This window comes from Leisingera sp. SA215 (genome assembly GCF_055902035.1).
Window position 1 is genome coordinate 1 of record NZ_JBVVXU010000025.1, and the last position, 25743, is coordinate 25743.

18 protein-coding genes are annotated in these 25743 nt (G+C 66.5%); 13 read left to right on the top strand and 5 right to left on the bottom strand.

What is annotated here, in order from left to right; genetic code table 11:
- The first annotated feature begins 6 nt into the window (after positions 1–6).
- From AC0KW6_RS19150 to AC0KW6_RS19160, 3 genes are all read left to right on the top strand, one after another.
- Positions 7–1740 (top strand): type I secretion system permease/ATPase, encoded by a 1734-nt coding sequence (locus AC0KW6_RS19150; protein ID WP_323776287.1) that lies wholly within the window; start codon positions 7–9, stop codon positions 1738–1740.
- Positions 1737–3041: an HlyD family type I secretion periplasmic adaptor subunit gene (locus tag AC0KW6_RS19155; RefSeq protein WP_323776285.1), complete on the top strand. Its 1305-nt coding sequence runs from the start codon at positions 1737–1739 to the stop codon at positions 3039–3041. Before AC0KW6_RS19150 ends, AC0KW6_RS19155 begins: the two co-directional genes overlap by 4 nt.
- Positions 3042–3165: 124 nt before the next feature.
- Positions 3166–4407, top strand: a complete 1242-nt coding sequence (locus AC0KW6_RS19160) for a glycosyltransferase family 4 protein (RefSeq protein WP_474035710.1) — start codon at positions 3166–3168, stop codon at positions 4405–4407.
- 365 nt (positions 4408–4772) lie between these two features.
- Here AC0KW6_RS19160 and AC0KW6_RS19165 read toward each other — a convergent pair whose 3' ends face one another.
- On the bottom strand, positions 4773–5456 hold the full coding sequence (locus AC0KW6_RS19165) for a response regulator transcription factor (RefSeq protein ID WP_474035711.1): 684 nt from the start codon (positions 5454–5456) through the stop codon (positions 4773–4775).
- 691 nt (positions 5457–6147) lie between these two features.
- Here AC0KW6_RS19165 and AC0KW6_RS19170 point away from each other — a divergent pair.
- The 5 genes from AC0KW6_RS19170 to AC0KW6_RS19190 all read left to right on the top strand — a co-directional run bounded on the left by AC0KW6_RS19170 (position 6148) and on the right by AC0KW6_RS19190 (position 13881).
- A complete protein-coding gene (locus AC0KW6_RS19170) occupies positions 6148–7236 on the top strand; it encodes a helix-turn-helix transcriptional regulator (protein ID WP_474035712.1) in 1089 nt (362 codons plus the stop codon).
- Entirely contained in the window at positions 7233–7925 is a 693-nt protein-coding gene (locus AC0KW6_RS19175) for a hypothetical protein (protein ID WP_474035713.1), read from the top strand. Before AC0KW6_RS19170 ends, AC0KW6_RS19175 begins: the two co-directional genes overlap by 4 nt.
- A gap of 181 nt (positions 7926–8106) precedes the next feature.
- Positions 8107–10539: a calcium-binding protein gene (locus AC0KW6_RS19180; protein ID WP_474035714.1), complete on the top strand. Its 2433-nt coding sequence runs from the start codon at positions 8107–8109 to the stop codon at positions 10537–10539.
- 154 nt (positions 10540–10693) lie between these two features.
- The gene (locus tag AC0KW6_RS19185; RefSeq protein WP_474035715.1) at positions 10694–12466 is read left to right on the top strand and encodes a type I secretion system permease/ATPase; all 1773 of its coding nucleotides are present in this window, start codon (positions 10694–10696) and stop codon (positions 12464–12466) included.
- Positions 12463–13881: an HlyD family type I secretion periplasmic adaptor subunit gene (locus AC0KW6_RS19190; RefSeq protein WP_474035716.1), complete on the top strand. Its 1419-nt coding sequence runs from the start codon at positions 12463–12465 to the stop codon at positions 13879–13881. Before AC0KW6_RS19185 ends, AC0KW6_RS19190 begins: the two co-directional genes overlap by 4 nt.
- Before the next feature lie 367 nt (positions 13882–14248).
- On the opposite strand, the gene AC0KW6_RS19195 is transcribed toward AC0KW6_RS19190, so the two are convergent.
- Entirely contained in the window at positions 14249–15256 is a 1008-nt protein-coding gene (locus AC0KW6_RS19195; protein WP_474035717.1) for a replication initiator protein A, read from the bottom strand.
- Positions 15257–15738: 482 nt separating this feature from the next.
- Between AC0KW6_RS19195 and AC0KW6_RS19200 the strand changes: the two genes are divergently transcribed.
- Together AC0KW6_RS19200 and AC0KW6_RS19205 are read left to right on the top strand one after the other, a co-directional pair.
- Positions 15739–17163: an AAA family ATPase gene (locus AC0KW6_RS19200; RefSeq protein ID WP_474035718.1), complete on the top strand. Its 1425-nt coding sequence runs from the start codon at positions 15739–15741 to the stop codon at positions 17161–17163.
- A gap of 64 nt (positions 17164–17227) precedes the next feature.
- Entirely contained in the window at positions 17228–18400 is a 1173-nt protein-coding gene (locus AC0KW6_RS19205) for a ParB/RepB/Spo0J family partition protein (RefSeq protein ID WP_474035720.1), read from the top strand.
- Positions 18401–18588: 188 nt separating this feature from the next.
- On the opposite strand, the gene AC0KW6_RS19210 is transcribed toward AC0KW6_RS19205, so the two are convergent.
- Positions 18589–19899: a UDP-glucose dehydrogenase family protein gene (locus tag AC0KW6_RS19210; protein WP_474035721.1), complete on the bottom strand. Its 1311-nt coding sequence runs from the start codon at positions 19897–19899 to the stop codon at positions 18589–18591.
- Positions 19900–20241: 342 nt separating this feature from the next.
- Positions 20242–21243, bottom strand: a complete 1002-nt coding sequence (locus AC0KW6_RS19215; protein ID WP_474035722.1) for an NAD-dependent epimerase/dehydratase family protein — start codon at positions 21241–21243, stop codon at positions 20242–20244.
- Between the two features lie 218 nt (positions 21244–21461).
- On the opposite strand from AC0KW6_RS19215, the gene AC0KW6_RS19220 reads away from it, so the two are divergent.
- Positions 21462–22556 (top strand): glycosyltransferase, encoded by a 1095-nt coding sequence (locus AC0KW6_RS19220; RefSeq protein ID WP_474035723.1) that lies wholly within the window; start codon positions 21462–21464, stop codon positions 22554–22556.
- Between the two features lie 38 nt (positions 22557–22594).
- Here the strand turns inward: AC0KW6_RS19220 and AC0KW6_RS19225 are convergent, their stop codons facing one another.
- A complete protein-coding gene (locus AC0KW6_RS19225) occupies positions 22595–23443 on the bottom strand; it encodes an ABC transporter permease (RefSeq protein ID WP_474035725.1) in 849 nt (282 codons plus the stop codon).
- Between the two features lie 105 nt (positions 23444–23548).
- Here AC0KW6_RS19225 and AC0KW6_RS19230 point away from each other — a divergent pair, with 105 nt between their 5' ends.
- Positions 23549–24967 (top strand): KpsE/RkpR family capsule polysaccharide export protein, encoded by a 1419-nt coding sequence (locus AC0KW6_RS19230; protein ID WP_474035726.1) that lies wholly within the window; start codon positions 23549–23551, stop codon positions 24965–24967.
- Positions 24968–25081: 114 nt separating this feature from the next.
- Positions 25082–25735, top strand: a complete 654-nt coding sequence (locus AC0KW6_RS19235) for an ABC transporter ATP-binding protein (RefSeq protein ID WP_474035728.1) — start codon at positions 25082–25084, stop codon at positions 25733–25735.
- Positions 25736–25743: the final 8 nt, after the last annotated feature.

Consider the following 25743-nt stretch of genomic DNA (forward strand, 5'->3'; position numbering starts at 1 on the left):
CTGACCATGAATAAAAGCATTTATAAGAGCGGCTACGATGAGCTTCGTTCTGTGCGGCGGCAGAGCCGGGGGCTGTACTGGTTCACCGGGGTCTTCAGCTTTTTTGTGAACCTGCTGATGCTGACCGGGCCTCTGTATATGATGCAGGTCTATGACCGGGTGCTGGGCAGCCGGTCGGAGGCGACGCTGCTGGCGCTGTCCTTGCTGGTGGTGTTCCTCTACGGCATGATGGGGCTGCTGGACTACGCCCGCGGCCGGATCATGGCACGGGTCGGGGCGCGGCTGCAGGCGGCGCTGGACCACCGGGTGTTCGATGCGATGATCCGCCGCTCGGCGGTGGCGCCGGATCCGGCGGCGCAGACCGGGCTGCAGGATCTGGAAGCGGTGCAGCGGCTGATCTCCTCGCCGGTGCTGACCGCCGCCTTCGACCTGCCCTGGACCCCGGTGTTTCTGGCCGGCATCGCCCTGTTCCACCCCTGGCTGGGCCTGCTGGCGCTGGCGGGCGGCGCGGTGCTGGTGGGGATTGCCATCCTCAACCAGCTGTTCACCAGGGCGCCGCAGCAAAAGGCCGGCATGACCGGCCACAAGGCCAATCTGATGTCCGAGGAGATCCGCAACGAGGCTGAGATGATCCAGTCGATGGGCATGCGCGGCGCCTCGTTCCAGCGCTGGAAGCTGGCCCGCGATGCCGCCCTCGCGGACAGTGTGACGGCCAATGACACCGGCGGCGGCTTCACCACGCTGACGAAGACGCTGCGGCTGTTCCTGCAGTCGGCGATGCTGGGCCTGGGCGCCTATCTGGTGCTGCAGGGCGAGGTGACGCCGGGGGCGATGATTGCCGGGTCGATCCTGATGGGCCGGGCGCTGGCGCCGATCGAGCTGGGCCTGGGCCAATGGGCGATGGTGCAGCGGGCGCTGAAGGGCTGGCACAGCCTGGCCGAGCTGCTGAGCAAGGTGCCGGAGGAGGACGCGCGCACGGCGCTGCCGAAACCCAAGGCGCTGCTGGAGGTGCAGGGGATGGCGGTGGTGCCGCCGGGCAGCAAGACGCCGCTCCTGCGCAACGTCAGCTTCCGGGTGCAGCCGGGCCAGGCGATCGGGGTGATCGGGCCGTCGGGCTCGGGCAAATCGACCCTGGCGCGGGCGCTGACCGGGGTCTGGACGCCGGCGGCCGGCTCGGTGCGGCTGGACGGGGCGGCGCTGGATCAATACGCGCCGGATGTGCTGGGCGGCCACATCGGCTATCTGCCGCAGCGGGTGCAGGTGTTTGACGGCACCATTGCCCAGAACATCGCCCGGCTGCAGCAGCAGCCGGATGCCGAAAAAGTGGTGGAAGCGGCGCGCAAGGCCGCCGCCCATGAGATGATCCTGAAGCTGCCCGACGGCTATGACACCAAGGTCACCGCCACCGGCGGGCGGCTGTCGGGCGGCCAGTTGCAGCGGGTCGGGCTGGCCCGCGCGCTCTATGCCGATCCGGTGATCGTGATCCTCGACGAGCCGAACTCCAACCTCGACAACGAGGGCTCGATTGCCTTGAACCGGGCGATCAAGCAGATCAAGGCCGAGGGCCGCTCGGTGCTGATCATGGCGCACCGCCCGGCGGCGATCCAGGAATGCGACATGCTGCTGGTGATCGACAAGGGCACCCAGACCGCCTTCGGCCCCAAGGACAAGGTGCTGCAGGAAATGGTCGCCAACCATCAGACCATCCGCCAGGCCACTGGCACAGGAGGCGTGCGATGAACGGGCACAGCAACTGGCCGGCCCGGCGGCCGCTGATCATCGGCCTCCTGGCGCTGCTGGTGCTGGTCGGCGGCTTCGGCTCCTGGTCGGTGCTGTCGTCGATTTCCGGCGCAGTGGTGGCGACGGGCCGGATCGAGGTCGACCGCAACCGCCAGATCGTGCAGCATCTGGATGGCGGCATCGTTGCCGAGATCCTGGTCGAGGAGGGCGATACGGTGGCCGAAGGCGACACGCTGATCCGGCTGGATGCCAATGAGCTGACCTCGCAGCTGGTGATCACCGAGGGCCAGCTGTTCGAGCTGATGGCGCGCCGCGGCCGGCTGGAAGCCGAGCGCGACACCGCTGCCGCGATCCGCTTTGAGCCGGAACTGCTGGCGGCGGCGGAGCGTCTGCCGGATGTCAGCGATCTGGTGCAGGGCCAGCGCCGCCTGTTCGAGGCCCGCAACGACACCACCGCGCGCGAGATCGAGCAGCTGGAGAAGCGCCGCACCCAGATCCAGGAGCAGATCCGCGGCGTCAAGGCGCAGCAGACCTCGATGAATGTGCAGCTGGAGCTGATCGGCGAGGAGCTGGAGAACCAGCAGTCGCTCTTGGACCGCGGCCTGGCGCAGGCGGCGACGGTGCTGAACCTGCGCCGGACGCAGGCCGATCTGCAGGGGCGGCTGGGCGAGCTGGTGGCCTCGGAAGCGCAGTCCGAGGGGCGTATCACCGAGATCGACATCGAGATCCTGAAGCTGGCCACCAGCCGCCGCGAAGAGGCGATCAGCCGGTTGCGCGACCTGCGCTACCAGGAACTGGAGCTGGCCGAAAACCGCCGCTCGCTGCAAGGGCGGCTGGCGCGGCTGGAGATCACCGCGCCGGTCTCCGGCATTGTCTACGGGCTGCAGGTGCAGACGCCGCGCTCGGTGATCCGGCCGGCCGATCCGGTTTTGTACCTGGTGCCGCAGGACCGGCCGCTGGTGATTGCGGCGCAGGTGGCGCCGACCGATATCGACCAGCTCTACACCGGCCAGCAGGTGACCCTGCGGTTCTCGGCGCTGGACCAGCGCTCGACGCCGGAGCTGTTCGGCCATGTCACCCAGGTCTCGGCGGATGCCTTCGAGGATCAGGGCAGCGGGGTTTCCTATTACCGGGCAAGGATCGAGCTCAATCCCGGCGAGCGCGGCCGCCTGCCTGCGGGCACGGTGCTGATTCCGGGGATGCCGGTGGAAAGCTACATCCGCACCGCCGACCGCTCGCCGCTGGCCTATCTGGTCAAGCCGCTGGCCGATTATTTCAACAAGGCCTTCCGCGAAAGCTGACGGCCCTCTGCAACCGGAACTGTGAAACCGGCGCGGTTTCACAGTTCCGGTGTTGCATGGCCAGGAATGCGCAAAGCCGCGCAGACGCTTGCATCCGGCGGCCGGGCTTGGCAAGCATGCTCCCATGAAAATCCTGTTTGTGCATCAGAACATGCCCGGCCAGTACCGGGAGCTTGCGCCCTGGCTGGCGGCGCAAGGCGGCCATGAAATTGTGTTCCTCACCCAGCGCAAGGACGTGCAGCTGAAGGGGATCAGAACCGTCACCTACACACCCTTCCGCACCCCTGCCAAGGATGCCTTCGGCCTCTCCAGGGACTGGGAGGCGGCGGCGGGCGCGGGTCTGGGCGCGGCGCTGGCGGCGCGGCAGCTGAAAGCGGCCGGCTTCACCCCTGACATCATCCTCGGCCACACCGGCTGGGGCGAGCTTTTGTTCATCAAGGACGCCTATCCGGATGTGCCGGTGATCGGCTTTTTCGAGTATTTCTACCGCACCTCCGGCGGGCTGGTCGGCTTTGATCCGGAAAACCCGCCCAACGACCAGGCCTATTTCTTTGCCGAGGCGCGCAACACCGTGCCCTATGCCAGCATCGAACTGGTCGACCAGGGCCATGTGCCCACCGCCTGGCAGCGCGACCGCTTCCCCGAAAGCTTTCATGACCGGATGTATCTCTGCCATGACGGCATCCGCACCGACAGGCTGGGGCCGGACCCGGAGGCCACGGTCGGGCTGGGGCGGCTGGAGAAACCGCTCAGCCGCGACGACGAGGTGGTGACCTATATTGCCCGCAACATGGAGCGCGCCCGCGGCTTTCACATCATGATGCGGGCGCTGCCGCGGATCCAGGCGCAGCGCCCGGGCGCCCGGGTGCTGATGATCGGCGGCAATGACACCTCTTACGGCGCCGAAAGCAAACACCCCGGCGGATTGCGCGGCGAGATGGAGGACGAGCTGGGCGGCAGCGTCGACTGGAGCCGGGTGCATTTCCTCGGCAAGGTGCCCTACGACGACCTTACCCGGATCATCCAGATCAGCCGCTGCCATATCTATCTGACGATGCCCTTTGTGCTCAGCTGGTCGCTGCTGGAAGCGATGGCGATGCAGGCCACGGTGGTGGCGGCGGATGTGGCGCCGGTGCGCGAGGCGATCAGCCATAATGAGACCGGCCTGCTGGTCGATTTCTTCTCGCCGGAGAAGCTCGCCGATCAGGTGGCGGACGTGCTGGCCAAACCCGCGGACTACGCCCATATCGGCCCGGCGGCGCGGGCCCATGTGGTGGAGAAGTATGATTTCCTGACCCGCTGCCTGCCGGAGCATATCGCCCGGATCAATGCACTCGTGCCGGAGGCACGGCAAATCAAACTGTAGCCGGAGGCGCGGCACATCAAGGTCTAGCCGCAGGCGCGGCGGGTAAAATTGCCGCCGCAGGCGCGGAATACAGACCCTAAAGGCCGTTTCCCGCCCGGTCCGGGTCAAGGGCGGCGCAGCCGCCGCGCCAGCGGCTTGCCCTTGACGCGGCACTTCGGATCACAATTGAAAACGGCCTTGAAGGCACCCCCGTCCTTCAAGGCCTTCTCAGCAAAACAAGCGGCGCCCTTGGGCTCCGTCCGTTCGAATCTGAAATGATCCGCCGGATCATTGCCACTCCGGTTCTCACTCCCCGGAGCCTTTCCGGGCAGCCTGCTCACTCCGAAACCTTTGCAGCCCGTCCGCGGCGGTGCCGCCTGCTGCCGTCAGTGGCGGCGCAGATCCGGCGCCTGCGGCGGCAGCTGCTCGGAGGCCCAGAGCGCGGCCTGGGTGCGGTTCTTGGCGCCGATCTTGCGGAAGCAGGTGCGCAGATGCACTTTCACCGTGGCCTCGCAGATGCCCAGCTCATTGGCGATGCTCTTGTTGGTGGCGCCCTCGGTCAGCTTGCCCAGGATCAGCTGTTCACGCTCCGACAGGCCATGGCCGTTGCCGGGCCCGTTACCCTGCCCGGTATTGGCCCCGCTGCCGGATCCGTTGCGCCACGGCTGCACCGTCCTCGCCGCGGCCCCCTCCGCCGCGGCCCCGGGCAGCACAATCCGGTAGCCGTCCTGCACCACCTGCAGCGCGGCAATCAGCGCATCGGCCGATTTGCGCTCCGGGATCACCGCTTCGGCATATTGGCTCAGCTCCGCCTGGACCGCGGGCGGGCATTGGTCGCCGGTGATCAGGATCAGATAGGCCCCGCCCTTCTGCGCGCGAAAGGCCCGCAGCTCCGCCTCCAGCGCCGCGCCGGCGCCATGGCTGTAGAACAGCACCAGGTCCTTTGGCGGCAGCGGCGGCAGCTCCGCCAGACGGCCGCAGCAGCGTCCGGTCTCGTAATCATGCGCTTCACAGATGGCCAGAAACATGTCCCTGAGAAGCCTGCTTTCCCCCACAATATGGACAGGCATCAAAAAACTCCTTTACTCGTAACACCAGCCGGATCCTGGATCCGGCGCCGTCCCTCCAGGCGCGCGCTTTTACCGCTGCCTGCCTGCGCAGGCGGCCCTGATTGCGATGCGCCGCCGCTCCCTGGAACACAGTTCACCCGCCTGCCGCCATTTCGGCCCCGGCCGCGCTCTGCGCCGCCGTTTCCGGATCGTGATAAAAACAGAACATGCCCGCAAAAAAACCTGTTGGGGCGGGCTGCGCAGACGGGCGTCCAAACACTTTTGATGCGCATTGCTGTGGATAAACCGTAGCGAATCCAGCCGATTTTGTTAAGAAACTTCCCCTCCTGGCGCAGGGCTTTCCGGCGGCACCGCGCCGCCTGCCGCGGCAGCCTCCGCCGTACCGGCTTGTTTTTCCACAGGTTCTGCCGGAACCGCCTGCCCCCGCCGGCGGCGCCCCCAATAGGGAAACGCTATGTTTCCAGGCTGGAATTTACAATTTAAGGAAACATTAACTACAATAAAAACAACCCAGGATTTTTTGATTCGAGCCCCGCTGCCGCAAACGGCTACCCCCTTGGTGGTATTCTGCAGCCGCCGCCCGCTGCCGCCCGCCGCCGCTCCGGCCTTTGGCGTACCCCCTCTGCCCGGTTTGACACAGCCGCCGCCGTGCTACCTTCAAGACATTCATTATGTCATGCCGGGGGGCAACATGGTTATGTTGAGTGCGTCCGTTGCGCAAACGGGCAAGGTATTGTTTTCCAAGTCTCTTCAAAGGCAAATCTCTTCTCTGGCCCGGCTGGCGCTGGTGCAGCCGGGGCATCGCGGCGCCCCGGTGCTGACCAGCGCCGCCAGCCTGGGCGCACCCTGCCCGGACACCGCTGCGGCGGCGCTGCGGCGCCAGCTGCAGCCGGGGGCTGCCACGGGCTTCCGGCCCCGGCGCGCCGCCGGCGCCGCAGCCCGGGCCCTGGCGGCCCGGCTGCCGGATGCCGGGCCGGCCGCAGATCTGGCCGCCGATCTGGCCGCGGGCCGCGGCTGGACCCTGTTTTCCTGCAGTTTCGAGGACGGCAGCGAGGATCTGATTGCGCTGAAACTGGAAGACGGCCCGCATGATGCCCATTGCGGCGACATCCTGCAGGCGATCTGGCCGGTGCTGCGCGAGGATGCCTTGCGCGAACTGGCCGGCGAGACCCAGGCGGCGGTGACCAGCGCGCTGTTGTGGACGATTTCCAAAAAGACCGACAGTGCGGTGCTGGTGCTGGATACCGAGGGCAGGCTGCTGCATTGCAATGAAGCGGGGCGCGACATGCTGGACGGCGGCGATCTGCTCAGCGACGGCACCGGCCGCCTCAGCTGCGCCAGCCCGGGCGAGACCGCGGGGTTTTATGCGGCGGTGGCCGAATGCGCCCGCAGCCGCCGCGGCGGCTCCGGCCAGCAGCCGCGCGAGCTGATCCTGTTCCTGGAGGACCGCCGCAGCGGCATGCGGCTGCCGGTGTCGCTGACCCGCTACCGCTGCGCCGGCGCCGACATGCCGCTGGTGGTGGCGATCCTGCCGCGCCAGCCCGACCGCACCCGGATCGAGATGCTGGCCCAGAAAATGGGGCTGTCGCCGTCGGAGGCGCGGGTGGCGGCGCTGATCCAGCTGGGGCTCTCCAACCGCGAGGCGGCGCATATCGCGGGCCTTAAGGAGCAGACCTTCAACACCTATGCCAAGCGGGTGCTGGCCAAGCTGCAGTCGGGGGGCCGCGCCGAGATGGCGCAGCGGCTGACCTGGCAGGCCTCATTGGGGAGAGCGTCATGAACAAGCTGACGCTTGACGCGCCCGTGCAGGGCCCGCCCGCCCCGGCCGGCAGCCCGCGCCCCGCAGCGGCCGCGCAGGGCCCCTCTGCACAGGACCGGCCCGCGGCGGAACAGGCCCCGGAACAACAGGCCCCGGCGCAGCAGAAAACCGCCGGCCCCGCCCCGGAAACCCGGACCGCCCAAGAGGCGCCTCAGCAGGCCAGCGCGGCCAGCCCCGGCCCAGCAGACAAACCGGCCCAGCCGCCGCGGCTGAGCGCGGCGGTGCTGGCGCAGATCGCCGCCGCCCTGCGCCAGGGCGGGCCCGATGGCGCGCCGCTGGCGGCACAGGCGGATCTGGTGGCGCTGCACAAGCGCATCGCCGAGATGTTCACCACTCTGAACGAGGGGCTGGGCGCCCAGGCGGCGCAGAAGGCCGCCGCCGACCGCGCCGCCCTGAGTGCCCGCATCGACCAGCTCGAGGATGCGGTGAACCGGATGGAGGGGGCGCTCAGGATCGAGTTTGAGCCGGTGCTGAAATCGGCGCTGGCCGAGGCTTTGGCGCAGGCCGCGCCGCCGCCGCGCCGCCGCTGGCGGCTGGGACTGGCGGCAGCGCTTCTGGCCGCGGCGGCCCTGGCGGCCGGCGCCTGGTGGCACCTGCCGCTGCAGGCGGCTGCGGCAGCGGCGGCGCAGATAATGGAGGGATGGCTCTAAACAGCTGATTTTGTCCCCATTTGGGGGCATCGCAGACCCGGCCTTTGCGCTGCAATACATCCAGAAGGCATAGTTTCGCCTTTTTGCCGAACCGCCTTGCGCGGCCGCGGCACCGGCGGGGGCAAGACCCGGGCAGCAGCTGCTGCCCTGCCCCGGACAGTTAATGAGGAGGACGTTTACCATGGGTATCGAAGACAGAACGCCAGACTGGGAAGTCTGCAACCCGGACTGCGACATCCGGTTCAGCGACAGGAAAACCGACCCGGATTACAATGACGGCACCACCGAAATCGGCGGCACCGACGGCAATGTGATCAACCTGAACGACCATGACGCCGGCGACAATGCCCGCGCCGGGGCTGGCGATGACGCGATCTACGGCAACGAGCGCAACAACCGGCTCGATGGCGAAGCCGGTCAGGATTATGTCGAAGGCCAGGACGGCGACGACGCGATCGAAGGCGGCACCGGCAATGACACCCTGTTCGGCGGCGATGCCGACGGCAAGGGCCATTATGAAACCGTGATCACCGGCTATGAAACCCGGGTCAACAAGGAAACCTGGGAAGAATACCAGGTGCCGGTCTACGGCAAGGTCTACATTGATGACGGCGACGACTGGATCGACGGTGAAGAAGGCTGCGATTACATCGACGGCGAAACCGGCAATGACACCCTGCTGGGCGGCGAGGAAAGCGACAGCGTCTTCGGCGGCAAGGGCGACGACCACATCTTCGGCGACGATGCCGACGGCAACTACAGCTATGCCGACGGCGACCGCGGCGACTACCTCTATGGCGAGCTCGGCGACGACTGCATGGACGGCGAAGGCGGCGACGACTGGATGTGGGGCGACATGGGCCAGTCCGGCGAAACCAAATATGACGGCCATGACACCATGTACGGCCGCGACGGCGACGACCGGATGAACGGCCAGGGCGGCCACGACCGCATGGCAGGCGGCCTCGGCGACGACCTGGTGATCGGCGGCTCCGGCAACGACGAGATGTTCGGCGACGAACGCCAGTCGCAGAACGACGATCTTGATTTCGGCGCCGACAGCGGCACCGGCAACAAGACCGAACAGGTCGATGGCGACGACTGCATGCTGGGCGGCACTGGCAACGACACCATGGACGGCCAGGGCGGCGACGACACCATGTTCGGTGAAGACGACGACGACCTGATGCAGGGCGGCCGCGGCAACGACCTGATGGATGGCGGCGCAGGCCGCGACGACGTCAACGGCGGCGCCGGCCATGACACCATGCGCGGCGGCTCCAACAACGACGTGCTGGAAGGCGGCGCCCAGGGCGACCTGATCTTCGGCGACAGCGGCACCAACCTCGGCGCCGATGTCAATGGCTACCGGATCGACTGGGACTGCTGCGACGAGGACGAAGTGCCGACCGAGGCCGCGCAGGGCCATGAAGTCGACGGGCTGAAAGAAGTCGATTGCCCGGATTGCTACACCCCGGAAGACGAAGGTGAAGACGGCAATGACCGCATCCGCGGCGGCTCCGGCGACGACACCATGTTCGGTGAAGGCGGCGATGACGTCATCGTCGGCGGCCGCGGTGCCGACTACGGCTATGGCGGCGACGGCAATGACCGTCTCTATGGCGGCAAGGGCGGCGATCTGCTGCACGGCAATGAGGGGGATGACTGCGTCCACGGCAATGCCGGCCATGACCGCCTCTATGGCGATGGCGGCAATGACACCATCAAGGGCGGCGGCGACAGCGACAAAGCCTGGGGCGGCACCGGCGACGACGTTGTCAAAGGCAATGACGGCGATGACTTCCTCTTCGGCGAGGACGGCAACGACAAAGTCTGCGGCGGCGACGGCAATGATGTGGCCCATGGCGGCGACGGCAGGGACACCGTCAAAGGCGACAAGGGCGACGACTTCGTGGACGGCGACGGCGGCAATGACAAGGTCTACGGCGGCGGCGGCAACGACGTGCTGGAAGGCGGCGAAGGCAATGACTACCTGAACGGTGGCTACGGTGCCGATTGCCTGTATGGCGAAGCCGGCAATGACAGGTTGGACGGCGGTCAACAAGACGATTTCCTGGACGGCGGCGCAGGTGACGACACCCTGTTCGGCGGCGACCGTAACGGCAACGACTTCCTGAAAGGCGGCGAAGGCGATGACTGCCTCTATGGCGGTGACGGCAAGGATGTCTTCATCATCGACCTGACCTGGAACGGCATGTCGTTCAGCTCCAACGATGGCAATGACACCATCAAGGACTTCGACATCGACCAGGACCACGATGTGCTGCTGTTCCGTGTCACCAATGTCGGCGGCGGCCTCGGCACCTCGGCGCAGGATGCCTTCGGCGCCCTCGACGGCGGCGGCGCCACCGTCACCGACAACGGCACCGACACCAGCATCAGCGCAGGCGGCGCCACGGTGAACATCCTCGGCCTGACCGGCAACGAGGCGCCGTTCACCTCGCTGGGACAGGACGCCATCCCGATCGGCGGCGTCGGCATCAACGCGGTGACCACCGGCGATGCGGGCTCTTACGAGGCGATCCGGGTGCTGACATCCGACACCGGCTTCGATGACAGCTTCGACAATATCTGGAATCACGCGGTCATCTGAGCCTTAGGAACGGCGGGCCCGGGGGCAACCCCGGGTCCGTCCAGCCCTGGTTCAGGACAGCGATTTGGTCCCCGGCCAAGGATTGCATCCTTGGACCAGGGCGCTGGTCTCCAGATTTTATAGCTTCAATTCGTGCAGCCGGGGGGCTACGACAATGAAGATAAGACGGGTTTTTGATGGTCAGCGGGGCGTGCTTGCCGCCATCTTCACGGCAAGCATCTTTGTAAACCTCCTTGTCCTGACAGCGCCGCTTTATATGCTGCAACTGTTTGCCCGGGTCATGGCCTCGGGCAGCATTCCAACCTTGATTGCTCTGACCACCGGCGCGGGCCTCGCGCTGGTGTTCTTTTTTCTGTTCGACATGATCCGCCAGCGCCTGGTGGCGCGGCTTGGCTCCCGGCTTGAGGCGCGGCTCAGCCCGCTGGTGCTGGACGGCATGATCAGCGGCCGGATGCCGCCTGCGCTGCGTCAGGCCGAACCGGTCCGCGACATTCAGGAGCTGCGCGGCTTTGTCACCAGCCCGGTGTTCCTGGCGCTGCTGGACGCGCCCTGGTCAGTGATCTTCCTGGCGCTGATCTTCCTGTTCAGCCCGGTGCTGGGGCTGGTGGCGCTGACCGGCATCGCGCTGCTGTTCACCCTGGGCCTGCTCAGCGAGATCATGGCCCGCAAACCCTTGGAGGAGGCCGGCAAACAGGCCTCTGAGACCAATGCCGCGGTGGCCGAGATGATGGCCAATGCCGGCCTGATCCATGCCATGGGCAAGACCGCGCCGCTGATCAAGCGCTGGCAGCTCAAGGCGTTTTCGGCGCTGGTGTTCAACACTTTGGCCACCGACCGGATGGCGCTGATAACCTCGCTGGCCAAGGCGGTGCGGATGGGGCTGCAGATCGCGGTGCTGGGCGTCGGCGTGGTGCTGGTGATCAACAACCAGCTGACACCGGGGCTGATGATTGCCTCCTCGATCCTACTGGGCCGCGCCGCAGCGCCGGTGGAACAGTCGATCGCCGGCTGGCGCGGCTTTCTGAAGGCGCGCAGCGCGCAGGCGCGGCTGAACATGTTCCTCGCCCATCTGGGCGCCGCGCCCGAGCGGCTGACCCTGCCCGAACCCGAAGGCCGGCTGTCGGTGGAAAACGCCACCGTGGTGCTGCCGGGGCGGCCCGATCCGCTGCTCCTGGACATCACCCTGGCGCTGAAGCCGGGCCAGTCGCTGGGGCTGATCGGCCCCTCCGGCGCCGGCAAGACCACATTGGCCCATGCGCTGGCAGGCTTGCAGCCCCTGGCGCGCGGCCATATCCGCATCGACGATGCCGCCCTCACCGACTGGGATCCGGCGCAGATCGGCCAGCACATCGGCTTCCTGCCGCAGCGGGTCGAGCTGTTCCAGGGCACGGTGGCGGAAAACATCGCCCTCCTCGACCCCGAGGCCCGGCCCTCGGATGTGGTGGCCGCGGCCAAGCTGGCGCAGGTGCATGAAATGATCCTGTCCCTGCCCGGCGGCTACAACGCCCCGGTCGGCCCGCGCGGCGAGTTCCTGTCGGCCGGCCAGCGCCAGCGCATCGGCCTGGCGCGCGCCTTTTTCGGCACCCGCAAGCTGATCATCCTGGATGAGCCCAACGCCAATCTCGACCCCGAGGGCGAAGAGGCCCTGGCCCGCGCCATCGAGGAAGCCTGCGCCCGCGGCGCCGCGGTGGTGGCGGTGACCCATAGGCTCAGCCTGTTGCGCCGGGTCAGCCATGCCGCCCTGTTGCAGGACGGCCGGATCGTCCGCTTCGGCGAGGCCCGCCAGGTGATCGAGGCGGCGCAGGCCCGGACCCAGGCCGCCCGGTCCCAGGACGACCCCAAGATCGCCCCCTTCCGCCACCGCAACGCGGAGGACAGCCCGGACAGGGGGGCAGCCGGCCCGCAAAGTGAAGGAGCAAGCGCATGAGCCTGGTGGAACATGAGGACCGCAGCCCGGCACCGCAGCCCGGCAGGGCCGCCGCCAGCAGCGGGTTCCGCGACCTGATGCCGGCCGGCGGCAGCCAGGATGTGCCGCTGCCGCAGCGCCCGCCGACCCGGGTGCGGCGGCTGGTGCTGTGGATGGCGGTCTGCGGCTTCGGCCTGTTCGGCGGGCTGGTGTTCTGGGCCGCCAAGGCGGAGCTGACCAGCGCGGTGGTGGCCTCCGGCGCCTTCAACGTGGCCGGCGACCGGCTGGCGGTGCAGCATCTGGAGGGCGGCATCCTGCGCGAGCTGAATGTGGCCGAGGGCGCCCGGGTGGCCAAGGGCCAGGTGGTGGCCCGGCTCGACGGCCGCCGCATCCAGGCGCAGCTGGCGATCCTGAACGGCCAGCTGGCCAGCCTCCTGGCGCAGCAGGCGCGGCTGCAGGCGGAACGCAAGAACAGCGACGTGCTGCAGCCGGGGCCGGAGCTGGCCCGGCTCACCGCCCAGGCGCCCGAGCTGGCGCAGCTGGTGGCGCTGCAGCAGGATCTGCTCACCTCCAACCGGGCGCTGTATCAGGGCCAGATGGACATCATCGAAGGCCGCGTCAGCCAGCTGGAGGATCAGCTGGAGGGCCGCGATGCCCGCATCCGCGCCACCGAGGAGCAGCTGGCGCTGGTGCAGGAGGAACTGGCCGACCTGACCGGGCTGCTTGAAAAGGGCCTGGTGCCAAAAACCCGTATCAGCCAGCGGCAGATGCAGCAAAGCGGCCTCTTGGGCACCCTCGGGGCGCTGGAAAGCGACCGCGGCAATGTGCTGGAGCGGATCGGCGAAACCGAGGAGCGGCGGCTGCAGGCCGGGCGCGACCGGGCGGCGCGGCTGGCGGCGCAAAGCCAGGACGTGCAGGAGCAGCTGCTGGACCTGCGCCAGCGCCTCGACGCCGCTTGGGACGTGGCCGAGCGCCAGATCATCCGCGCGCCGCGCGATGGCCGGGTGGTGGGGCTCTCCATCAACACCCTGGGCCAGGTGGTCGATCCCGGCCAGACCATCCTGGAGCTGATGCCCGAGGATGCCGGCCTCTTGGTGGAAACACGGGTTGCGATCGCCGATATCGACGAGGTCTCGATGGGCAGCCAGGCGCGGGTGCAATTGACCGCCTACAGCTTCCGCAGCACGCCGCCGGTGCGCGGCGAGGTGGTGATGGTGGCGGCAGGCAGCAGCACCGACCTGGCCACCGGCGAATCCTATTACCCGGTGCATATCCGCATCCAGGACGCGGATCTGGCAGCCCTGCCCAATGTGAAGGCGCTGCCCGGCATGCCGGCCCAGGCGATGATCGAAACCGGCCGCCAGACGCTGGCCGATTACCTGATCAGCCCGGTGCTCTCCAGCATGTCGCAGGCCTTGAAGGAAGGCAGCGGCTGAGGCCGCGCCGCAAGGACGGCAGGCGGCGGCCCCGGGGGGAGGACCGCAGCCCCTCCGCGGGCCCGCTTCAGCCGCAAGGCTGAGGCGGGCCTGCTGATGTGCCGCCGCCCCCTGCCCTCCCCTCAGCCCGCCGCACACAGCCCTTCCGGAAATAGGTCCGGTTCGGACCAAATGTTTCGCGCGCGAAACATTTGGTCAATAGTGCTGACCTTTTTGAGAAACCCGCATTCCGCCAGTCCAAGGCCAGGCGGAGGCCTGCGGCGCGGCTATCGGAACACAGAAAACGCGGCGGGCCGCCTTGGGCACCGCCGCGTCTTCCTGGCCGCAAATACTCAAAATCCAGCCCCAGCCCGGGGCGCGGCGGCGGCTATTGCGCGGCGCGTTTGCGGACCCAGCCCAGGAACGCCGCATCCGGCACCCTGAGCCGCGGCGCCCCCGAGCGCAGCCACATAGCGCGCCACTCCGCCTCCAGCGCATAGGCATCGGCGCCGGGGATCAGCGCCCGGGCCTCTTCCAGCGTCTGCGGCTTCAGGCTGGGCGCATTCAGCACCGCCTCGGTGACCGCCGCCTTCTGGGAGAAGCGGATCAGATCGCCCTCCAGCTCCTCCAGCGCGTAATCCGGCAGGGGCTGGGCGGTGATCATGTCGCGGATCATCTTGCGGAACACCCGGCGGGGCGAGGCCGAGCCGGATTTCTTCAAAAGCGTCTCCACCGAGACCTGCCAGCTGTTCTGCCGTCCGCAATGCTTGCGCGCCAGCTCATAGATCCGCCGCTCCAGCGGTTTCCTGAGCCGGAAATAATCGCGGCTCAGCGTCAGCACCGATTTCGACAAGACCGCGCGGTACAGCCAGTCGGAAAGCGTCACCGCCACATTCACCATCTTGCCGCCGCGGGCCTTGCGCACGATCTCCCATTTCTCAATCAGGCCGAACCCGCTGGTGACCTCCTGGCCGCCGGTGACGATATTGGTGGTGATGCGGGTGCCCGCGAGCCGCTCGAACGCCTCGCGCAGGCGCCGGTAGGCGTCGCCCGAGGTTTCGCGGTTGGTGGCAATCAGCAGGTCATGCGCTTTCAGATGCAAGGTCCGGCTCACCTGGCGGCCGGCATTCAGCGCCGCCATCAGCTGGCTGATGCAGAAGATCAGGATGTCCTTGTCGTGGATCGTCGCCAGCCCCTTGACGGAGGGCGTCACGGTGATCTCGGCGCCATTGTGCTGGTAGTTCAGAATCCGCCGGTCCGGCCTCGTGCCAAGCGAGAACAGCGGATGCTCCATCGACGCCAGATCGTTTTTGGGGATCGCCCCGAAGATATCGCAAAGGAAAAAATCCCCCTGCCCCTCTGGCGGAATCCCGCCCGCTGTCAGCTCTGCCGCCATCTGCCTGCCCGTGATCTGCTCTGCCGGCCGCCGGATTTCTGCGAATCCTGTGCGGCCTGTTTTATCGTGGTTTTGATTACGCTCACCCTAAGGTTATCCACAAGCCGCGGCAACGGGGGTTCGGAATCGCTTTATCGGGGGTTCGGAGTCGTTTGATCGGGGTTTCAGAGTCACCGCCCCCCAAAAAACCGCCCTCAACCCCAATGAAAAAAGGGCTTTGCGCGAGGCCTCCTCTCCCTATAACTAATAAATAACTCATAATTAACAGGGCAGATTTTTTTGACCGCCCTGAAATCCCCCCGCTGCCCCTGCCGCAACTGTTGAATTTGCTTAGAAAAATCAGGGGTGATGCGCATAATGCTTCCATGTGCGGTGTTTTCTGGTATCCTCTCCAAAAGGCAGCACATCGGGCGGCAAAGCCGCAGACAGCAGCAAATCACACGGGCAGGGCCGCAAGGCCCACACACAGCAGGCAGATCCTCATGGCGCGAGATATCCACAGGAAAGACCTTCCTCGGGCAGGCGGCAGCCTTCCCCCCTATTTCAGCATCGATCCGGATGCGGCGCTGGCCGACCTCGATCCCCCCGCCAGCACCGCAGGCTTTGCCGAGATCGCCGCCGCCTGTGCGCAGGGCCGCGCCGATCTGGCCAGCCGCGGCATGAACGAGGAGGGCCGCAAGGAGCTGCGGCTGTTCTCCACCTGGGAAATCACCCGCTATCTGATCCCGGTCGCCCAGGCCCATTTCCGCCGGGTGCTGAAGGCCAATCCCGATCTGCCCCAGGGCCGCTCGGAAACCGAAGGCGGCGCCAAATGGTTCACCCTTGACGAGGTGCTGACCTTACGCGCCCATTTCGGCAGCCAGGGATCGAAGGCCAAGGAATACATCCCCTACCGCCCCGAAGGGCTGCCCGCAAAAATGGTCGCGGTGGCGAACTTCAAGGGCGGCGTCGGCAAGACCTCCACCGCCGCGCATCTGGCGATGTCCGCCGCCCTCGACGGCTACAAGGTGCTGGTGATTGATCTCGACAGCCAGGGTTCGATGACCTCGATCTTCGGCGGCCGGGTTGACGACGAATGGCAGACCGCCTTCCCGCTGCTGGCGCGCCACTACGGCGAACATCTCAGGGCCGAGAACCAGCGCCGCCTCGACCGCGGCGATGCCCCGCAGCCGCTGGACGAGGCGCTGGATGCGGCGATGGAGATGACCGCCCAGGACGTCATTCAGGAGACCCACTGGCCCAACATCGATCTGATCGGCGCCCAGCTGAACCTCTATTGGGCGGAATTCCAGATCCCGGTCTGGCGGATGGCAGCGCGCAGCTGGAAGCTGTGGGATGCGCTCACCGAGCGGCTGCAGGCAGACGGGGTCTTGGACCAATACGATGTGATCTTCATCGACACGCCCCCGGCGCTTGGCTATCTGACGATCAACGGGCTCTCCGCCGCCGACATCCTTTTGGTGCCGATGGGCGCATCGTTTCTGGAGTTCGATTCCACCGGCCGCTTCTTTGACATGCTGCATTCCACCTTTGCCTCGATCGAGGAGGGCGAGAACCTCGCCGCGCGGGCACTTGGCCGGCCCGGTCTCAGCTTTGAATGGGACGCGGTGCGCACCGTGATCACCCGCTACGACAGCGCCCAGCAGGGCGAGCTGGCCGCACTCATGCAGGCCTATATGGGCCGGGTGCTCAGCCCCCATAAGCAGGATTACACCGCCCTCATCGGCCAGGCCGGCGAGCAGGTCTCGGGCATCTACGAGGCCGACTACCGCGACTTCAACCGCGAGACCTATGCCCGCGGGCGGGAAACATTCGATGAAACCTATGCCGCCTTCAAGAAGCTGCTGATCGGGGTCTGGCGGCGCGAGGCGTTGCAGGATGAGCAGGATCAGCGCGCGGCGGGCTAAGGCCCTTACAAGGACTTTCCGGTATCATGCAGGCCGGAGACATGAGGACAGGTCAGGATAGAACATGGCAAAACGCAAACGGCTCTCCCCGGCGCAGACCGGTTACCTGACGGCGGCGCCTGCGGGCAAACCCGCGCTTGGCGGCCCGGCCAGCGTCGGCGCCGCACCGATTGCCCAGGTGGCCTCCGATGCCTCGGCCCAGGCGGCGCTGCAGGAATTGTCCGGGGTGCTGGAAAATGCCCGCGCCAAGGGGCTGATGATCGAACAGCTGCCGCTGGAGCGGGTCGACGAAAACCATCTGGTGCGCGACCGTATCGAACAGGACGAGGAAGAGCTGCAGGCGCTGATGGCGTCGATCCGCAGCCGCGGCCAGCAGACCCCGGCGGAAGTGGTGCCGCTGGAGGATACCTTCGGAGGCCGCACCCACGGGCTGATCTCCGGCTGGCGCCGGCTGACCGCCCTGCGCAGGCTCTATGAAGAAACTTCAGACCCGCAATTCGCCACAATCAAGGCGCTGGTGATCAAGCCCGACAGCGCCGAAGACGCTTATGTGGCGATGGTCGAGGAGAATGAAATCCGGGTGAACCTCAGCCATTACGAGCGCGCCCGGATCGCGGTGCGCGCCTGCAAGGAGGGCGTCTTCACCCGCCGCAAATACGCGCTGCAGGCGCTGTTCGGCAATGCGACCCGCACCAAACGCTCTAAGATCGGCAGCTTTGTCACCCTGGTTGAAGCCCTTGATGCGGTGCTGTTCTACCCCACCGCCATCAGTGAGAAACTGGGCCTGGCGCTGGTCCACAGGATCGAGGCGGACCCGGGCTTTGCCGGCCGCGCCACCCAGGCGCTGCAGGCCGCGGACCGCTCCAGCCCCGAAGCCGAGCTGGACGTGCTGATGCGTCTTGCGGACGGGGATGCCGGCGGGGATGCCCCGGCGCAAGCGGCCGTATCAGACACTGATATCCCCCCTGCCCCGGCCGATGACACTCCGGCTGTCCCGCCAGCCCGGCCGGCACCCGAGGCGCAGGTTCCGGCGCCGGTGCCGCCGCTGGTCAGCCGCCCGCGGGTGCGCGGCGCCTATGAGTGGGACGCCGCCCAGCCCGGCGAGCGGATCTCCCTGCCCGCGCCCCGCGGCGTGACCCTCGGCTATACCCCCAGCGAACAGAAGATTGAGATCAGCGGGCCCGGCGTCAACGCCGCCCTGGTGGAGACACTGCAGGCCTGGCTGAAAACACTCTGATCAGAATCTTCAGGCTCTCATCTTTCTCCAAATACTCCCGCCGGAGGCAAAAGGGCTTTTCCTCGGAAAAGCCCTTTTTAGACTCTGATATCTGCCAGGCGCGCGAGTCTGAAACAGGTCAGCACAGTTGACCAAATGTTTCGCGCGCGAAACATTTGGTCCGAACCGGACCTATTTTCAGGAGGGGCTCAGCAGCCCCGCCCCACCGCCACATAACTCTCGAACCCCGCCCGTTTGGCGGTTTTCGGCGAGTAGATATTGCGCAGGTCCGCCATCCGCGGCACCTCCATCTTGCGCGCCAGTTTCTTCAGATCCAGCGCCCGGAACTCGTTCCACTCGGTCAGCAGCACCACCAGATCGGCATTCTGCGCCGCTCTGTAGGGATCCTCCTCCCATTTGACGCCGGGCAACAGCGCCTCGCCCTCGGCACGGCCCTGCGGGTCCACCACCCGCACCTTGGCGCCGCCGCCGACCAGGGCCGGCACGATGGTCAGGCTGGGCGCGTCGCGCATGTCATCGGTATTGGGTTTGAAGGTGACCCCCAGCACCGCCACGGTCTTGCCGTTGAAAGAGCCGCCGCAGATGTCGCGCAGCTTTTCCACCATCCGGGCTTTCACCTCGTCATTGACCCGCATCACCGTCTCGGTGATCCGCATCGGAAAGCCATGGTCCTGGCCGATCCGCGCCAGCGCCGCGGTGTCCTTGGGAAAGCAGGAGCCGCCATAACCCGGGCCCGCGTGCAGGAACTTGTTGCCGATACGGCCGTCAAAACCGATGCCGCGGGAGACTTCCTTGACGTCCGCGCCGACCCGCTCGCACAGCCCGGCCACTTCATTGATGAAGGTGATCTTGGCCGCCAGAAACGCATTGGCGGCGTATTTGATCATCTCGGCCGATTCCAGATCGGTGGACAGGACCGGGTAGTCGCGCAGGTACAGCGGCCGGTAGATCTCCGCCATCACCTCGGCGGCGCGGTCGTTCTGCACCCCGACCACCACCCGGTCGGGTTTCATGAAATCCTCGATCGCGGCGCCCTCGCGCAGGAACTCGGGGTTGGAGGCGACATCGAACTCCGCCTGCGGATTGGCCCTGGCGATCACCTGTTTCACCTGCCGGTTGGTGCCCACCGGCACGGTGGATTTGGTCACCACCACCGCATAACCGGTGAGGGCTGCGGCGATCTCTTCGGCCGCTGCCATCACATACGTCAGATCCGCATGGCCGTCGCCGCGCCGGGTCGGGGTGCCGACGGCGATGAACACCGCCTCGGCGCCCGCAACCGCGGCGGCCAGATCGGAGGTGAAACTGAGCCGCCCGGCGGAGACGTTCTTCTCCATCAGCTGCTCCAGCCCCGGCTCGTAGATCGGCACTTCGCCGCCCTGCAGCCGGGTGATTTTACTCTCGTCCTTGTCGACGCAGACCACATCATGGCCGAAATCCGAAAAACAAACGCCGGACACCAAGCCGACATAGCCGGTGCCAATCATTGCAATACGCATGGAATGCCCTTTTCCCAATCCCCGTCCGGCGGCATGGCTGCCGCCATTATCATGAGTTTAGGGGAATATACCGCGCCGGACAGGGCGCAAGCCGGTTTTTGTGCTGCGGCCGCAGCAGGCGGAGAATAGGTCCGCTTCGGACCAAATGTTTCGCGCGCGAAACATTTGGTCCGAAGCGGACCTAAGTGGCGGCGATGAAATCCATCTGTCCGGCGGCAGGCGGAGGCCTGCGGCGCCTGAGTATCTTTAACCGATAAGACGCAGAGAAGCGGCGCAGGCCCTTCGCGTCTTTCTGGTTTTAAATACTCAAATCCTCCGGCTGTCCCCCCGGCTGGCCCCGGGTCAGAGCCGGTAATAGTCCCGGTACCAGGCGGCAAAACGGGCAACGCCCTCGGCAACGCCGACCCGGGGCTGATAGCCGGTCAGCTCGGTCAGCAGGGTGGTATCGGCCCAGGTGGCGGGCACGTCGCCGGCCTGCATCTCCATCATGTTTTTCTGCGCTTCAATGCCAAGGGCCGCCTCAAGGGCCGCGATATACTCCATCAGCGGCGTCGGCTGGCTGGCGCCGATATTGACCACCCGGAACGGCGCCACCGGGCTGAGACTGTCCTGCTGCGACACCGGTTCCGCGCCCGGCACCGCATCGATCAGCCCGGTGATACCGGTCACCAGATCGTCGATATAGGTGAAGTCGCGGCTCATGCGGCCATGGTTGTAGACGTCGATCGGCTGGCCTGACAGCATTGCCCTGGTGAATTTGAACAGCGCCATGTCGGGCCGGCCCCAGGGGCCGTAGACGGTGAAAAACCGGAACATGGTGACCGGCAGGGCGTAAAGATGCGCATAGGAATGCGCCATCGATTCATTGGCCTTTTTGGTGGCGGCATAAAACGACATCTGATGGTCGGCCTGCTGGCGCTCTTCAAACGGCATGTCGCTGTTGGCGCCGTAAGCCGAGGAGGTGGAGGCCATCAACAGGTGCTTCGGCGGATGGGCGCGGGCGGCTTCCAGCAGTTCAAAGACGCCGATCAGATTGGCCTCCAGATAGTCGCGCGGCGCGTCAATCGAATGGCGCACGCCGGCCTGGGCGGCCAGGTGGATCACCGCATCGGGCTGATGCTCTTCGAACAGGGTCATCAGGCGGCCGGGGTCTTCCAGCTTGCCGATCACCGGGGTGAACCCCGGGGTCTGCGCCAGCATCCCGTGGCGGCGCTGTTTCAGCGCCACGTCGTAATAGGGCGACAGGCAATCGAGCCCGATGACCCGCCAGCCTGCCGCCAGCAGCCGCGCCGCCAGGTGATATCCGATGAAGCCGGCCGAACCGGTGATGAGAGCTGTCTGCATGGGTCTTAGGTGGCGGCTTCCCGCGCGGCTGTCAAACGCTTTGGCAGGCGGAACAGTGGCGGGACGGGGGCGGAAAGGCGGGCCGGGGCCGGCGGTCCGGGACGGCCGGCAGGGGTAAAGGATTTGACAGCGGCGGGGATTTATGAGCTTTCGGGCGCGCGCAGGCGGCCTCGGGTGCCGCGGCATCACAGACCATCAGACAGGCAAGGAGCCCCCCGGTGAATACAGCACAGGCAATCGGCACAGTTGCGGCAGAACCGGCCGCCCAGGGCGCCGGGACCGGAGTCGGGCAGGACGCGGACCGGGGCGCGGGCCGGCTGGTGGCGGTGGTGGTGACCCACAACCGGCTGGACAAGCTCAAGGCGACGGTTGCGCGGCTCTTGGAAAGCCCGGCGCATGAGCTGGCGGCCCTGGTGGTGGCGGACAACGCGAGCAGCGACGGCACCGGGGCCTGGCTGGCGGCACAGGACGACCCGCGGCTGGATGTCTGCGTGAGCCAAACCAACCGCGGCGGCGCCGGCGGGTTCGAGATGGGCATGCGCCGGGCGATGGAGCAGCACGCGCCGGACTGGCTGGTGGTGATGGATGACGATGCCCGCCCGGCGCCGGGCGGTCTGGCTGCGTTCCGCAATCTGGCCGCGCATCGCGATGACGGGGCCGGATGGGATGCGGTGGCGGCGGCGGTCTATTTCCCTGACGGCCGGATCTGCGAGATGAACCGGCCCTCGCGCAACCCGTTCTGGCACGCCCGCGAATTCCTGCGCACCCTGTTCGGCGGCGGGCGGTCCGGCTTTCATGTGCAGCCCTCGGATTACGAAGGGCCGGGGATGCAGATCGATGTCACCTCTTTTGTCGGCTTCTTCATTTCCGCCGATGCGGTGCGGCGCATCGGCTATCCGGATCCGGAATTGTTCATCTATGGCGATGACGGGCTCTATACGCTGGGGCTGACCAAATCGGGCGGCCGGATTGGCTTTGAGCCTTCGGTGCGCTTCGAGCATGATCTCAGCACCTTCCAGGGCAAGGGCGGCGGCCGGGACAAGGCCGACGCGGCGCAGCGCGGCCGTTTTATACCGCTGTGGAAGGCCTATTATTACCACCGCAACCTGCTGCTTCTGTACCGGATGGCGGCGGGCTGGCTGTTCTGGCCGGCGCTTCTGGTGGTGCTGCCGAAATGGCTATTGAAGGTGCGTCAGCACGGCGGCGCCCGCAGCGCCTTCCTGCGGCTGATGGGCCATGCGGTGCGCGACGGGCTGCGGCGCCGCACCGCAGTGCCGCATGACCGGGTGCTGGAGCTGTCCGGCGAGGGTTGAGCGGATCCGCGCCGCGGCCGGGCGGGCTTGCTCTGCCGTCAGCGGTTCAGGATCACCCGGTGATAGCGGCCCATCAGCACCAGCCCGAGCGCCAGCAGGACCAGGCTGATGAGCAGAACATAAGCGATGCTCGCATAAGATGCGGAATAGGTGGGGTAGAAGGCGCTGCGCATCAACCCGGTCAGATGCAGCAGGGGGTTGTACCACAGGATGTCCCGGGCCAGCGGCGGCAGGTCCTCGTAGAGGTAGAGAATCCCGGAGGCCAGGAACAGCGGCCGGGTGATGATCGACCAGATCATATCCCATAGGGGGTAAAGCCCCATCAGCACGCAGTTCAGGGTGCCGGCACCGAGGCCCAGAACCATGCCCAGGCTCAGGGCCATCACCGCAACCGGCAGATCCAGAACCGCCCGGCTGTCAATCACCGACAGCACCCCGCCGATCAGCAGAAAGGTGATCAGAACGCCGGTCAGGCTGTTCAGCAGGAACCGGGCCAGCACCGCATCCACCCAGGTGACTGCCGGAAATTTCAGCAGCGGTTTGGAATACGCGATGGCCCGGGCGGTGGTGTTGGAGATGGTCTGGTAGAGGTTAAAGATCATATAGCCGGTGGCATAAAACAGCAGGAAGCTGGTGCCGAGAGAGGGGGTGCGGATCACCAGAGAAAAGCCGATCGACAGGAACAGAATCGCCGCCAGCGGTTCCAGCACCGCCCAGAGATAACCGCCGGGCGTGCGGCCGTAGCGGGTCGACATCTCGCGCAGAATCAGTGCGCCGATGGTGCGCGCGGCTGCAAAGCGGCGGTGTGCGGACTTGGGGATCTGGGCCGCAGGAATTGCGGCCGGGGCGATCGGGGCCGCCGGAGCAGCTGGAGGGGGGCTGGCCATGAGGATATGCGGTCATTGTGTGGTTGTGAATGGATGCGTCGCAGGCGATACTATGAAAGAAAGACGGGGCAATTACAAACGGCTGCAGGCCGGGGTGCGCAGATTATGAAACAGGATCGTCCGGCGGCGCGGCGCAAGTCTGCCGCCCAATTCCGGTCTGGCCGCAAACGCGCGGGCCAGAGCAGCCCGGCAGACCCGCAGCAGCCCGCAGCGGATGCGGGCAATGTGAAACCTCTGCCCGGTGCGCTTGGCCCCCAGGATACTGGCACAGACCCTGGAAGCGGCGGCGGCAAGGGCGGGGGAAAACGCAACAAGCTGCGCAAATGGCGCAGCCGGGCCAAGGCGGCCCTGACCGAGCTGGAAACCCTGCGGGCGGAGCAGTCCGTCTATCCGGTGGCCCGCCCGGCGCAGATGAAGAAACGCCATTGGGGGCTGATCGCCAGTTTTGCACTGATGGTGCTGGCGCCGCTGGCCGCTGCGGTGTTTTACCTGTTTGCCGTGGCCGAGGATCAATATGCCTCGACCGCCGGCTTCACGGTGCGCAGCCAGGACAGCTCGGGCGCCAATGATCTTTTGGGCGGGCTGGCCAGCTTTGCCGGCAATACCGCCGCCTCGGACAGCGACATCCTTTATGAATTCATCCAGAGCCAGGAAATGGCCGCCGCGGTGGAGGCGCGTCTGAACCTGCGCGGCCATTACAGCCAGCACTGGCCGGCGGACTGGGTGTTCTCGGTCTGGCCGGACGCCAGCCTGGAGGAGCTGGTCTGGTACTGGCAGCGGATCGCCAGGATTTCCTATGACAGCGGCTCCGGGCTGGTCGAGGTGCAGGCGGTGGCTTTTGAGCCGGAGATGGCCCGGGCGGTGACCCGCGCCATCGTCGAGGAAAGCCAGATCCGCATCAATGCGCTGAATGAACAGGCGCGCGCCGATGCGATGCGCTATGCCGAAGCGGACCTGGCAGAGGCGGTGGAGCGGCTCAAGGGCGCGCGCGAGGCGCTGACCCAGTTCCGCACCCGCACCCGCATTGTCGATCCGGAGGCCGATATTCAGGGCCGCATGGGGGTGATGAACAACCTGCAGCAGCAGCTGGCCGAGGCGCTGATCGAATACGACCTGCTGGCCGGCTCGGTGGCGCCGGGCGATGTGCGGCTGAAGACCGTGCAGCAGAAGATCGGGGTGATCCGCGAGCGGATCGATATCGAGCGCCAGACCTTTGCTTCCAGCAACACGGATACCGGCGCGGTGGGCGAGGATTACCCCTCGCTGATCTCCGAGTTCGAGCGCCTGACGGTGGACCGCGAATATGCCGAGGTAGTCTACCGGGCGGCGCTGACCGCGCTGGAGACGGCGCGCGACGATGCCGCCCGCCAGAGCCTCTATCTGGCAACCTATATCAAGCCGACCCTGGCTGAAGAGGCGGAATACCCGCGCCGCTTTGTGCTGAGCGGGCTGGCCGGGCTGTTCCTGGTGCTGATCTGGGCGATTTCGGCGCTGGTCTATTATTCGATCCGCGACCGCAGCTGAGATCATGCTTGAGGAGGCCTGTGCGATGAGACGGTTGCCGGATGCCATCACCGCGGCGGCGCGCCCTTCGGGCCGGGCGGCGCAATCCCCTGCCGGCGGGCCGGGCGGCCCGGCATGATCCGCTTTGAGAACCTCACCAAGAGCTTCTGGCTCAAGGGCGAGCGCAGGATTGTCATCGACAATCTGAACCTCACCCTGCCGGCAGGCAAATCCCTGGCGCTCCTGGGCCGCAACGGGGCCGGGAAATCGACGCTGCTGCAGATCATCGCAGGCATCATGCGCCCGGATCACGGGCGGGTGGTCAGCGACGGGACCCTGTCCTGGCCGGTCGGGCTGGGGGGCTCGTTCCACCGCGAGCTGAGCGGCGCGGAGAATGTCCGCTTCATCGCCCGGATCTACGGGGTGGACACCGATGATCTGGTGGCTTTTGTCGAGGATTTTGCCGAGCTGGGCAAATTCTACCATATGCCGATGCGCAGCTATTCCTCCGGCATGCGCTCGCGGCTGACCTTCGGCGCCTCGATGGGGATCCGGTTCGACACCTATCTGGTGGATGAGGTGACGGCCGTAGGGGACAAGGCCTTCAGACGCAAAAGCCGGATGGTGTTTGCCGAGCGGATGCGGCATTCCAGTGCGATCATGGTCAACCATTCGATGAACCAGGTGCGTGAGTTCTGCGATGCCGGGCTGGTGCTGGAGCAGGGCAAGATGCGGTATTTCGACGATCTGGAAGAGGCAATTGCCGTGCATGAGGCCATGCTGGCATAGGGAATGCC